General features: G+C 62.2%; 10 protein-coding genes. 4 read left to right on the forward strand and 6 right to left on the reverse strand.

Annotated elements, in window-relative coordinates; translation table 11 throughout:
• Positions 1 to 2: 2 nt before the first annotated feature.
• Positions 3 to 2,570 (reverse strand): hypothetical protein, encoded by a 2,568-nt coding sequence (locus tag QPW08_RS14660; protein WP_284126655.1) that lies wholly within the window; start codon positions 2,568 to 2,570, stop codon positions 3 to 5.
• Positions 2,571 to 2,721: 151 nt separating this feature from the next.
• On the opposite strand from QPW08_RS14660, the gene QPW08_RS14665 reads away from it, so the two are divergent.
• Positions 2,722 to 3,168 carry a hotdog fold thioesterase gene (locus QPW08_RS14665; protein WP_284126656.1) on the forward strand — a complete coding sequence of 149 codons (447 nt, stop codon included), beginning with the start codon at positions 2,722 to 2,724 and terminating at the stop codon, positions 3,166 to 3,168.
• A gap of 59 nt (positions 3,169 to 3,227) precedes the next feature.
• Positions 3,228 to 4,625, forward strand: a complete 1,398-nt coding sequence (locus tag QPW08_RS14670) for a phospholipase effector Tle1 domain-containing protein (RefSeq protein WP_284126657.1) — start codon at positions 3,228 to 3,230, stop codon at positions 4,623 to 4,625.
• A gap of 9 nt (positions 4,626 to 4,634) precedes the next feature.
• Here QPW08_RS14670 and QPW08_RS14675 read toward each other — a convergent pair whose 3' ends face one another.
• From QPW08_RS14675 to QPW08_RS14690, 4 genes are read right to left on the reverse strand one after another with little or no spacing between them, the layout of a single operon-like run.
• Positions 4,635 to 6,005, reverse strand: a complete 1,371-nt coding sequence (locus QPW08_RS14675; protein ID WP_284126658.1) for a flavin-containing monooxygenase — start codon at positions 6,003 to 6,005, stop codon at positions 4,635 to 4,637.
• Positions 6,002 to 7,120, reverse strand: a complete 1,119-nt coding sequence (locus QPW08_RS14680; RefSeq protein WP_284126659.1) for a nitronate monooxygenase — start codon at positions 7,118 to 7,120, stop codon at positions 6,002 to 6,004. Before QPW08_RS14680 ends, QPW08_RS14675 begins: the two co-directional genes overlap by 4 nt.
• 18 nt (positions 7,121 to 7,138) lie before the next feature.
• Positions 7,139 to 8,116, reverse strand: coding sequence for a glutathione S-transferase (locus QPW08_RS14685; protein ID WP_284126660.1), 978 nt, complete (start codon positions 8,114 to 8,116; stop codon positions 7,139 to 7,141).
• 6 nt (positions 8,117 to 8,122) lie between these two features.
• Complete coding sequence (locus QPW08_RS14690; RefSeq protein WP_284126661.1) at positions 8,123 to 9,361, reverse strand: cytochrome P450; 1,239 nt, start codon at positions 9,359 to 9,361, stop codon at positions 8,123 to 8,125.
• Between the two features lie 77 nt (positions 9,362 to 9,438).
• On the opposite strand from QPW08_RS14690, the gene QPW08_RS14695 reads away from it, so the two are divergent.
• Positions 9,439 to 11,238, forward strand: coding sequence for a flavin-containing monooxygenase (locus QPW08_RS14695; RefSeq protein WP_284126662.1), 1,800 nt, complete (start codon positions 9,439 to 9,441; stop codon positions 11,236 to 11,238).
• 94 nt (positions 11,239 to 11,332) lie between these two features.
• Positions 11,333 to 11,809, forward strand: a complete 477-nt coding sequence (locus QPW08_RS14700; RefSeq protein WP_284126663.1) for an EF-hand domain-containing protein — start codon at positions 11,333 to 11,335, stop codon at positions 11,807 to 11,809.
• Positions 11,810 to 11,854: 45 nt separating this feature from the next.
• Here QPW08_RS14700 and QPW08_RS14705 read toward each other — a convergent pair.
• Positions 11,855 to 12,169, reverse strand: a 315-nt coding sequence (locus tag QPW08_RS14705; RefSeq protein WP_284126664.1) for a hypothetical protein, incomplete at its 5' end; no start/stop codon positions are given.

Genomic DNA, 12,169 nt, shown 5'->3' on the forward strand with positions numbered 1-12,169 from the left:
GGTTAGTCGGGGTTTTCCTCGCCGGGAGTTGAGCCGCCTGGGGTGGTGCCGGTTGTGCCGCCGCCATCGCCTGCTCCCCCCGGGTCCTGACTGCCGGTGGTGTCATCGTTGGTCTTGCCGCCTTTATCTTTGTTGTCCTTGTCCGGCTCCTTGGTCTTGTCATTGTCCTTGGGGTCGGGCGGGTCGGGTGCGGTCGGGTCTTTCTTCGCCAGCTCTTTCTCAACGGCCAGCTTCACAAGAGCTTGGAGGCTGTTGGCTTCGGCATTCTGCAGCGCAAGGAAGGTCGCCCAGGCGGTGGTGGAGGGCGTGGCGAAGGCCAGTGAGTTATCTCCGATCAGCGAGTCACTCTCCGCCTCGACCGGGCTGATGTCGGCCCCGCCGCACTTGTTCGGCTTGTCGATCACCTTCCAGAATGGATCGTCTTCACCCGGCAGGGTCTCGCACGAAGTACACTGGCCGAGCGCGATGTCGGCAAACACGCCCGAACTGGGCAGGACGACAAGCCGGTCTGCGACCAGCTGCGGTTCGTCCAGCGGCTCGAATTCACCGTCGGCCGCGCCAAATGCGACGTAGTTCCCCCACACGCCAAGCGGTGTCGGGTCGATATGGTGCGACAGCGGTACTCCGCCATTGCAAGTGTAGTTTTCATACTCCGCGACACGTTCGTTCACATCGCCCAGCATCCACAGGATCGCGTTGTAGTAATGCTTGTGGCAGTTGAGATGCGCGACATAGGCCGCGACGCAGGCCTGGTGATCCTTGGGTTCTTCGTGGTCGGCGGTGCCAGCGACCTCTGCCTGTGGGGGAATGAAGGTCGAAGGGAATTTCTTCGACATCTCTTCCCGCCGCAGCGGCCGGATCGATCCCTTGGCCAGTTCGACTTCGCCGAGCTGGGGATCGGTGGTCGACACTGCGAAGTTCATGATGTCCAAATGGCCGCCAAACATCCAGAAGGTCCTGCCGTTCTTCAGCGAAACGCCGGTTACGTCAGCCGGGTCAAAGGGGTCGACGACGCCAGTGGCAGAATAGCTTGCATTGCCGGGCCAGTGTTCGTCGTGGGTGAGCTTGACGCTCCTCATCGAACCATCGCGCAGGAAAAGGAAAACCGTTAGCGAGTTGTCCTTCATATGGGGTGTTTCGCCGAGCGAAACCGTGAGGTTGACGGTAGTTGCAAGCCTGGCAGCGTCGACACCCGCGGCAGCAGCCGGGCCGCTGCCCTTGCCTGAAAACAGCACGTGCTTGAGCGATTCGCAGCAATCATCGACGCAATCGTCGAGGATATGGTGCTTGAGTAAGCCGTGGGTGCAGAACGCCCGGTGTGCATCGAAATCCTTGACCTGGTGCGGCACCAGCAACACCTTGCGGTGGCCGGTCAGATAGGTCGATACCCGGTGGTTCTCCAGCACCTCATGGAAGAACATGTTGAGCGCGTGGCAATAGTTGCGGTTGCACACGGCGCGGTAGGATACGCTGGAGGTTTCGGTTTCCGACTGCTCGGCAACGATGGTCTGGCGATCCTGGCGCATCCGGTGCGCGTTCTGCTGGATCGTTTCATTGAACTGGCGCGAGGCGTTGGCTGCCACCTTGGTCCGGTCATAGGACACCGCAGCGGAGACATTCATGTTGATACTGGGAATGCTCAGGCCGATACCCAGGCTGGACTGGAAGTTGGAGCTCGTCATGTTCATGACTTCCACCAGCGAGTTGGCGCGGGTGTAGTCCGATGAGGCGTTCTCGGCGGAAACCGATTCCCTGCTCATCCGCGCCATTTGCCGTTGTTCCCAGCTGGAGATAGCCAGCGTGACGTGCTCGCCCGGTGCCAGCGCCAGCGAATAGATCAGCTCGCCGAAGGAATAGCCCAGCCGCTTCCATGTGACGTCGTAACTGAGCAACTCACCGACATGGATGTTCATCGCCACACCATTGGCACCATCGCATTGCAGTGCATTGCGATCGCGGACGATGATTTCCGCATGTTCGAAATGCCGCATGGTGTTGTCGTTGGGGATCATCCGTTCGCAGCGATCATCGCCGAAGTGGAGGTCTTCGAAGCCGGGGAAGATGTTGGGCGACAGGTCGAGCGCGCGGGTATCAAGCGTCCAGTTCGGCTGGTTGCGACTTGCCGGTCCGACACTTTCGATCCCGCCAAACGCGCCAAAGGAAAAATCCGAGGACGGAACGCGAACATTGATGGCCCCAACATCGAGCCATCCGGTAGCCACGGGAAGGGGAATCGAGCTGGCCCCGCCATCGAGCGATACGGCCAGCGCTGCATCCTGTTCGAATGCCTTGCTGACTCCGGCTGAGGAAAAGCGCGCCAGCCCGTCACGATCCGTCGTTGCGGCCGCGATGACAACGCCGGCAGTACTGGCAAGAGAGACGACGGGTTCAGCAGCCGCCATCGCCACGCCGCCACCATCAACCATGTCTTTCCCGGCAGAAGCGGCGGATGTAACCGGGCTTCCATCGATCACCAGGTCGGCTCGAGCGCCCGCAATCGGCTTGCCACTCGCATCATCCAGCAAGCGGACAAATACTTCACGGATAGTATTAGGTGCCTTCTTGGCCATGATCGCATTCCCCTGAATTTTTTCATTTCAATTTTTGCGATCTATGGACATCATTCAGGCAATTGTTCGGGGATAATAGGACGCAGGCGACAAAATACTTTACATGTAATCTCCGATGGACACGCGTGTCTTCCCGATGCAGGACGCAGGCATGAGCACTGACAGCATCTGGTGGGGCGGCACCTTGCCCAAGCTGGCCGACATGACGGCCCTGGGCGACAGTGGGATGCCGGGGTATATTGGTATCGAATTCGTCGAAGTAGGCGACCGGTCGATCACTGCGCGCATGCCCGTCGACGCTCGCACCCATCAGCCGTTCGGTCGGCTGCATGGTGGGGCCTCGGTGGCCTTGGCAGAAACGGTGGGCTCCGTCGCGGCTGGCCATGTGGTCGACCGCAGCCAGTTCGCTGCAGTCGGGATGGAGATCAATGCCAACCATATCCGCCCGGTTTACGACAGCTATGTCTACGCGACCGCCACGCCGGAAAACATAGGTCGCACGACGCATGTCTGGTCGATCCGGATCGTTGATGAGCAGGGGCGGCTGGTATGTATTTCCCGGCTGACGATGGCCGTCATCCCGCTCGAACGAAAGTAGCGCTTTTGTAAAAAGTCCGTAATTCGGGTAGTATTGCTCCCTTGTTGCGGGAGGAGAAATTGGCGAAACGGCTGGTATTCTGCTTCGACGGAACGTGGAACGAACTCGCTGTGGACGAGCCGACCAATGTCGCCAAGATCGCGCAGATGGTCCGCCCAACGGCGCGCGATGGCCGCGCTCAGATTGTCTATTATGACGAAGGCATCGGCACCAACACCAACTGGATCAACCGCAAGTATCAGGGTGCGACCGGTAACGGATTGATGCTCAAGCTGCGCGATGCCTATCGCTTCCTAACGTTCAACTACGAGCCCGGCGACGAAATCTACGCCTTCGGGTTTTCTCGCGGCGCATTCACCGCGCGGTCCTTTGTCGGGCTGGTGCGCCACGCCGGGATCCTCGATGTCATCAGCGCCAACCAGATTGAGCGGGCGATTGCCATTTATCGCAGCGCACCGGCGGGCCGGACGAACGAGGAATCGCCTGAAGCACTGGACTTCCGGCTCGCCAATTGCCGCAGCATGTGCGTCAGTGACAAGGATCGCCGCCTGCGGATCGAGCGTGATCCCGCCGGGGGGTATGAAAACGCAGCCATGCTCGACATCCGCTATGTCGGTGTGTGGGACACAGTCGCAGCGCTGGGGGTCCCGGCTTTCCTGCCCGGAGCAAAGGCCATCAATGACAAATACGGCTTCCACGACGCGATTCTGACCAGCAAGATCAAGTCGGCGCGGCACGCAGTGGCAATCGACGAGGAACGGCTGACCTTCCGCCCCACGCTGTTTTCCCGCGAGCGGCTCGACGAGCTCAACGCGCTGGCCCGCAAGGAACACGGTAAGGATTTCGAGGAATGGGAAGTGCCCTACCAGGAGCGCTGGTTCCCCGGCGTCCATGGGGCGGTCGGTGGCGGCGGGGCCAACCTGGGGCTGTCAGACGGAGCCCTCGAATGGGTGCTGGCAGGCGCCAAGCGTGCCGGGCTGGAAGTGCGCGATGACGAGGATTCCCAGACCTTCAGGCTCAATCCCGATCCGTTTGACTGGTTGCAGAACGATCCGGCCAAGCGCGGCAACAGCATTGTCAGACGGCTGCTCGGGCTGGTCCAGTCGCCCCGGCAAGGGCCGGAGCGGATCGACCAGGTGGCGCTGCCGACATTGCAGCGCTGGGACGCTCCGGATGAGGCCTTGCCGGAAGGCAAGCGCTACCGGCCCGAATCGCTCGCCAAGGTGGCAGAGGCGATCGACGAATGGGTTGCCAACCGCGAACTCGAATTCAAATCGGAATACGTCGTGCAGAGGGGTGATACGCTCTACAAGATCGCCCGCGAATTCCTGGGTGACGGCATGCGCTACCCGGAAATCTTTAACGCCAATCGTGACCGGATTTCCGATCCCGACCACATCCTGCCCGGCATGCGCCTGCGGGTCACACAGGCCATCACCAGCCCCGAAATCCCATAGCCAGACGCCTCAGGCCGGCTCGCTCGCTCTGGCATCGACGGGAAGGCTATTGCCCGCTGCATTGGCCCGCTTCGCGCCAGCCTTTATCTCCTTGAGCAGGTCACGCACGTAGTGATCGAAGTCGAGCTGGATCGTGTGGCGCCGGGCGTTGTAATACTGCCCGGTGTGATATTCCTCGTCGGTCGAGATGATGCGCTGCATCGCGTCGGCTGAGGGCGGGGCGTACTGCCCGGCCAGATAGGCCGCCACCAGCTTCGATTGCTGCTCGGCGAAATTGACCAGCGTCGGCAGCGGTTGGCCCAGCCCGAGGTAAAACAGGTCCGGCACATCGGGCTTCATGATCCGCTTGAATAGCGCGGGCGGGCGGTTGTCTTCGTCTGCCTTGAGCGCGGGATCGGTGAAGAAGGGGAAGCTGATGTCATAGCCGGTGGCCCAGATGATGACGTCGAGTTCCTCGCGGCTGCCGTCGGTGAACACCACGCCGTCCCCGTCGAGTTTTTCGATCCCCGGCTTCATGGTCAGGTCGCCTGATCCGGCCCGGACGAGGAATTCGCCGCTGACGGTGCCATGGCTTTCGAACGGGCCGATCTCAGGCTCGGGCAGGCCATAGTCGCTCATCCTGCCGACCAGCTTCTTGACCAGCCGGCCGCCCAGCCATTGCCTGAGGCCCTTGGGCATCCACGCCGGGGCCGGGTTCTTGTCGAGCGGCTGGCCCTGGTAATACTTCGGGAAGATCCATACCCCGTGCCGCGCAGAAACGAACAGCTTCTTGGCCACGGTCCGCTGCGACAGCTCGGAGGAGATATCCATCGAGCTGTTGCCGAGCCCGACCACCAGCACGCGCTTGCCCATGCAATCGATGGGGTCGGTGGGAGTGCAATAGGCATGGCTATGGATCTGCGGCCCGTCGAAATGGCCGGGATATTCGGGAATGCGTGCATCCCAGTGGTGCCCGTTGGCGACGACCAGCGCGTCATAGAAACGCTTTTCGCCGTCCGACAGGATGATGTCCCAGCCGCCATCGGCGCGGCGCTCGGCTTTCTCGACGCGCGTGTTGAACTGGATGTGTTTGCGCAGCCGGAAATGCGCGACGTAATCGTGGAAATACTGCAGCAATTGCTCGTGGCTGGGATAATCCGGCCACTCGTCGGGCACCGGGTAATCTTCGAACGCCAGCCGCCATTTCGACGTGTCGATATGCAGGCTCTGGTAACAGGCCGACATGCCGTTGGGGTTCTTGTAGTACCAGTTGCCGCCGATATCGTCGGAGGCTTCGATGATATCGAAGGGGATGCCGTAATCCTTCATCCGCTTGGCGGTGGTGAAGCCGCTGCACCCGGCCCCGATGATGCAGACGCGCGGTAGCGCCTGCGCGCTCATTCGAGCAGCCCCATCATCCGTTCATAGGCGGCGGCAAAGTCTTCCTTGAAATCCTGCACCACCTGGCCCGCGCCGCGCTGTTCCTTGACCATGCCGACGCCCTGCCCGACGAAATAGGTTGCCAGTTCCTGCGCCGCGCGGTTGCCGTTGACGCTGGCCTTGTCGATCGCGCGAAGGGTCGGTTCGGAAAGCAGCATCATCAACGGCATGGGCAGTGCGGGGATCTCCGCCTCTTCCCACTTGTAGTGCCACGCGCTGCGCAGCTGGCGGCTGTATTTGCCGGTCCGGTGCTTGGAGCGGATGGTGTCACGGCTGGAAGCCGCGATCATCTTCTCGCGGAAGACTTCGGTCGTCTCGGCCTCGCTGGTGGCGAGCCACACGCTGCCGCACCATGCGCCGTCGGCTCCCATCGCCATCATCCCGGCCATCTGCTTGCCGGTCATGATCCCGCCGGCGGCGAGCACGGGAATGTCGGCCCCGGCCTCGGCAATCGCGTCGAGCACTTCGGGGATCAGCACAACCGTGCTCACGTCTCCACAATGCCCGCCGCCTTCGCCGCCCTGCGCGACGATAATGTCGACCCCGGCAGCGATCTGCTTCATCGCGTGCTCCTTCGCGCCGACCAGCGCCGCGACCGGGATACCGCGCTTCTTGCCGGCCTCAATCATCTCCGGCGGAGCAGTGCCCAGCGCATTGGCGATCAGGCGCACAGGATGGTTGAACGCGACCTCCAGCAGTTCCTGCCCGAGTGACGTGTTAGGCCGCTGCGAGCCGCCCATTGGCGCAGCGTTCTCTTCGGCAATCCCCGCCTCGCGCAAGATCGCGCGGGTGAAATCGCGGTACTTGTCAGGGATCTGGGCGATGATCTGGTCGGCGGTGATGTCCATCTTCACTGCCTGCACTTCAGGGATCAGCACATCGACGCCGTAGGGCTTGCCGTCGACATGGTCGTCGATCCAGCTCAGCTCCTGTTCAAGCTGCTCGGGCGTCGAACTGACGGCGCCGACCACGCCGAAACCGCCGGCGCGGCTGACAGCGGCGACAACGTCGCGGCAATGCGAAAAGGCAAACAGCGGGAATTCGCATCCCACCATCTCTGTCATGCGGAAAGCCATGGGTCCTGTTTCTCCCCTCTAGTCCAGCAGCGCTTGCCAGGCCGGGCCGATCCACCCGGCGGCGCGTGCCCTGTCGTTGTCATCGAGCGCAGCATAGCGTGCGCGCAGGTCCAGTATGCACTTGGCCTGGTATTTGAAGGTGCCCTGCGAATAGGGTTTGCCCATCGCTTCGATGGCGAAGGTCTCTTTTCCGGCTTCCAGCGCGGCGGCGTTGGCAGCGAGGAAAGGCGCATAGACTTCGCCTGCAACCCTGGCGATTGCCAGCGCCGCTTCGGATGGTTCTTCGGCCCAATCGCCTTCGACGCCCGACAGGTCATCGAGATGGGTCAGCCAGCGATAAGTGTAGGGATAGTCGGCGCGCATCATCGCCTGCGGTGTCGGGTCGACCGCCAGTTGGGAGAGCTGGCCGAGCAAGCCGAACTCGGCGAGGCTGGGGCGACTGCCGAACAGGAAGAATCTGTCCGTCACATGGTCTTCCAGCGCCTGCAGCACTGCGCGGGTCGAGGCTTCGATCAGCGGGAAGTTCTCTGGCGTGCAGCCCACGATAGCCATCCGACCCACCTGCCGTTGACGAAAAGCTTCACCAGCCGCCTGGCTTGCTTCCAATCCGCCACCATGCATCATGTCGAAGGCCAGCCAGCGGCTCATTTGCACCTGGTCGACATCGGCCAGCCAGCGATAGCCGAACATCGCCTTGGTCAGCCATTCATCGGCGAAGTCCTCAAGCATGTGGGCCAGGAAGGACATGGCGGGATCGGTCGGGACAATACTCCGTTTCGAATGCAGGTTTTCCAGTGCGTAGATCAGCGGCGTGGAATCGTTGGCAAAGTGCCCGTCGGGAAACTCCAGCACTGGGATCACCGGTGCCCGAACTTGCTGCAGTGCTTCCTGCCGCTCTTTCCCGTCATGCCAGGTGAACGGCAGTCGCCGATAACGCAGCACGGCACGCATTTTCATTGAGTAGGGAGACGCGAGCGCACCGTAGAGTTTGTACATCGTGTGTCAGCCCCGCTGTTCGATCTTGACCGGCATGGAAGTGAACCCATGGAGGAACGGACTGGCGAGCCGGGTCGGTCGGCCCTGCGGCACGATCCGCCAGCCCCGGGCGACGATTTCCTCGATCACCGTGCCGATCTGCGCTTCTGCCAGCCGCGCGCCGACGCAGCGGTGGATCCCATGGCCGAATGCGAGATGGCGCCGGGCATTCTCGCGCGTCACGTCATATTGGTCGGGGTTGGAGAACACCGCCTCGTCGCGATTGGCCGAGATGTACCACATCACCACTTTCTCGCCCGCCGGGATATGCTGCCCGCCCAGTTCGGTATCACGCGTGGTCGTGCGGCGCATGTGCGTGACCGGCGATTGCCAGCGGATGATTTCCTGCGCAGCGTTGGGAATCAGGCTGGCATCGCCATGCAGAGCGTCCAGCTGCTCCGGCCAGCGGTCGAATACCTCGACCAGCCCGCTGATCGAATTGCGGGTCGTGTCGTTGCCGCCCACGATCAGCAGCGCGATGTTGGCCAGCCGCTCCATCGGGGTCATGTTCCCCATGGCTTCGGAATGGACCATACGGCTGAGCAGGTCGTCGGCGGGCGGGGCGCTGCGGCGCTCCTCCAGCAATTCGTCGAACCGCCCCAGCATCTGGTACATCTGCTTGAGCCATTCCTCGCGGTAGGCATCCGACTGCGCCTCTTCACCGACGCCGCTGGCGTAGTCAGACCAGCGCTTCAGGTCGTCGGTCTCGGCATCGGGATCCATGTCGAACAGGATGCACAGCATACCCATGGTTTGCGGGATCGAGACCTGGGTTACCCAGTCGAAAGTCTCGCCAATGGGCAGCTTGTCGAGCAGGTAGGCGCAGCGTTCGCGCACCTGCTGGTCACGGGTTTTCATCTGGCTCGGCGCGAAGGCCGGCTGGATGACCTTGCGCTGGGCGGTGTGGACCGGCGGGTCGGCGGCGATGAAATTGGGCAGGTTGGCTTCGGGCGGAGGCGTCGAGATGGTGATGTTGCCGTTCTCCCAGCTCGAGGAATAGGTCTCGTGATCGAGCTCGACCTTGCTCACCAGCTCGTGGGTGACGACCGACCAATAGGGGCCATAGGGGCTGTCGGGGCACCAGCTGACCGGCATCTCGCGCCGCAGCTGGGCAAAGGGCTCGTGCCAGCGGTCCTCGACATAGAGCGCTTCGCGGCTGACATCGACCGGCGCGACGGCGCGCCCTTCCTGCACGGCAGTGGCCATATTGCTCTCCTCTCTCCGCCGTGAAAGGTTGCATAGTGAGACGAATGTGTCACTCTGTATTTCGAGGGAGAGATGCGATGGCCACAACGGCACCGGCAATCGACAGGGACGCGCTGAAGGCGAAGTATGCGGAAGAGCGCGACAAGCGCCTGCGCGAGGATGCCTCGGAGCAATATATCCGGCTGGAAAGCGAATTTTCCGACCTTGCTGTCGATCCCTATATGCCGGTCAAGGAGCGTGCGCCGGTAACCGACCATGTGATGTTCGCATTCGTCGGCGGCGGTTTTTCCGGGCTGTGCGCCGGGGCGCGGCTCAAGCAGGCCGGGTTCGACAGCGTCCGCATCATCGACAAGGGCGGGGACTTCGGCGGCACCTGGTACTGGAACCGCTATCCCGGCGCGCAGTGTGATACCGCCAGCATGATCTACATGCCGCTGCTCGAGGAAACCGGGCACATGCCGAGCGAGAAATACGCCCACGCTCCGGAAATTCGCGAGCATTGTTCGCGCATCGGGCACCAGTTCGGGCTCTACGAACACGCGCTGTTCCACACCCAGGTCACGGCCATGGAATGGGATGAGGCGCGGAGCGTGTGGGTGATCGAGACCAATCGCGGCGACTGCTTCACCGCCAAATATGTCGGCATGGGGACCGGGCCGCTGCACGTCGCCAAGCTGCCCGGGCTGCCGGGGATCGAACTGTTCACTGGCAAGAGCTTCCACACCAGCCGGTGGGATTACAGCTACACCGGCGGGACGCCCGAAGGCGCGCCGATGACAGGGCTGGCCGACAAGCGGGTGGCCATCATCGGCACCGGTGCGACCGCCGTGCAATGCGTGCCGGAAACCGCCAAGACTGCCAAGGAACTGCTGGTGTTCCAGCGTACGCCGTCCTCGGTCGATGTCCGTGCCAACGAGCCGATCGACCCGGACTGGTTCGGCGCTGTCTCCAAGGCCGGGTGGCAGAAGGCATGGCAGGAAAATTTCACCGCCCATTTCGGCATGGGCATGCCGGAAAAAGACCTCGTCAACGATGGCTGGACCGACCTTGCCAAGCGCATCCGGGCCAATATGGCCAAGGTGCCGATGTCCGAATGGACCCCGGCGAAGATGATGGAGGCCTTCGAGGACGCCGACTACGAGAAGATGGAAGAAATCCGCCGCCGCGCCGAAGCGCTGGTGGAAGATCCCGACACCGCCGAAAACCTCAAGGCCTGGTATCGCCAGCTATGCAAGCGGCCATGCTTCCATGACGAGTATTTGCAGGCTTTCAACCGCCCGGGGGTGAAGCTCATCCATACCGACGGGCAGGGTGTCGAGCGGATCACCGAAAAGGGCGTGGTGGCCGGCGGCGTCGAATATGAGGTCGATTGCATCATCTATGCCTCGGGCTTCGAGGTGTGGACCGATTTCGCCGACCGGACCGGTTTCGATCCCGTAGGGCGCGGGGGCAGGAAACTGTCGGACCACTGGGCCAGCGAAATGCGTACGCTGCATGGGCTGCAGATGCATGGGTTCCCCAACGCGTTCCTGGTGCAGGCAACGCAGGGCGCGGCCTTCATCGCCAATTACCCGCACAATCTGGTCGATCATGCCGATACGATCGCGGCGCTGGTCTCCTACATGGAAGACGAAGGACTGGACGCGGCCGAGCCGACTGCGGAGGCCGAACAGAAATGGCTCGACTTCCTCCTTACCGGCAACCGCAACACGCTGGCGAACACCGAGTGCACGCCGGGCTATTACAACAATGAAGGCATGGGATTGCGCGAACGCGACAAGTACAACCTTGGCCATCCGGGAGGGGCGTTGGCGTTCTTCCGCCACATCGAACAATGGCGCAACTCGGGCGAGTTCGAGGGACTGGAGTTCAGCTGACGCCAAAGGGAAAGCGCAGAAGGGTATTCATGCTTGACCGGGGGCGCTGCATCCCGTTTGTTCGGCGTGTCAACGATGTGAGGGACTTATCGGTATGCGTTTCGCTCTTCTGACTGCTGCAGCGATTGCGGCGTTTCCGGCAGGCCTTGCGGCGCAGGACGCCACAGCGCCCGAGCCGCTTACCCGCGCCACTTTCATCGCCCAGATGGATGCGGAGTTCAAAAGGCTCGATGGCGATGGCAATGGTATGGTCGTGCCGGATGAAATCATTGCCTCGCAGCAGGCCTCGGCCCAGGCTGAAGCCTTTCGGCAAAACCAGGTCGTGTTCGCCCAGCTCGATGCCAACGCTGACGGACTGCTCAGCCCGCAGGAGTTTGCGGCGCTGGCCAATCCCTCTGCTATCCCGGTGGACGCCACGCCTCTTATGAACCAGTTCGACACCGACAAGGACGGGATTATCACCCTTGTCGAATACCGCATTGCCACGCAGGCCAACTTCGACCGCGTCGATAGCGATCGCGATGGGGTTGTTACCGACATGGAAATGCGTGCAGCCGGGATCCAGCCCTGATCCCGCGCGGGGATTGGGGGTGGCGCGTAACCACCCCGTCCCTGGTCAGAACCCGAAAGTAGCCGACACTGCTCCGCCGACACTGCTGTCGCCGGTGTTGCCGCTGATCCCGGCCGAGACATAGACTTTCTCCCCGACCTTGCCCGTGAGCGACGCGGAATAGCCCTGCTCGCCCTTGTAGGTTGCGCCGGCAACCGTGACCGACACCTTGGCATCGGGCACGATCTTGGCCTGGCCCATCGCCATAGCCGCAGCAATGCCGCCGAGCGCTGAGCCCGAGAGATCATCGAGCCGGAAGCTCAGGTCGGCAAAGCCGCTCTCCAGCCCCGATACCCTTCCGCTGAGCGCGCTGAACTGCTG

Origin of the sequence: Parerythrobacter aestuarii (genome assembly GCF_030140925.1) — a bacterium.
Lineage (GTDB): Bacteria > Pseudomonadota > Alphaproteobacteria > Sphingomonadales > Sphingomonadaceae > Parerythrobacter > Parerythrobacter aestuarii.

What these genes read in the sequence shown, in the direction of transcription:
- QPW08_RS14660 (WP_284126655.1), bottom strand. Translation starts at nt 2,570, where the DNA reads ATGGCCAAGAAGGCACCTAATACTATCCGTGAAGTATTTGTCCGCTTG.
- QPW08_RS14665 (WP_284126656.1), top strand. Translation starts at nt 2,722, where the DNA reads ATGAGCACTGACAGCATCTGGTGGGGCGGCACCTTGCCCAAGCTGGCC.
- QPW08_RS14675 (WP_284126658.1), bottom strand. Translation starts at nt 6,005, where the DNA reads ATGAGCGCGCAGGCGCTACCGCGCGTCTGCATCATCGGGGCCGGGTGC.
- QPW08_RS14680 (WP_284126659.1), bottom strand. Translation starts at nt 7,120, where the DNA reads ATGGCTTTCCGCATGACAGAGATGGTGGGATGCGAATTCCCGCTGTTT.
- QPW08_RS14685 (WP_284126660.1), bottom strand. Translation starts at nt 8,116, where the DNA reads ATGTACAAACTCTACGGTGCGCTCGCGTCTCCCTACTCAATGAAAATG.
- QPW08_RS14690 (WP_284126661.1), bottom strand. Translation starts at nt 9,361, where the DNA reads ATGGCCACTGCCGTGCAGGAAGGGCGCGCCGTCGCGCCGGTCGATGTC.
- QPW08_RS14695 (WP_284126662.1), top strand. Translation starts at nt 9,439, where the DNA reads ATGGCCACAACGGCACCGGCAATCGACAGGGACGCGCTGAAGGCGAAG.
- QPW08_RS14700 (WP_284126663.1), top strand. Translation starts at nt 11,333, where the DNA reads ATGCGTTTCGCTCTTCTGACTGCTGCAGCGATTGCGGCGTTTCCGGCA.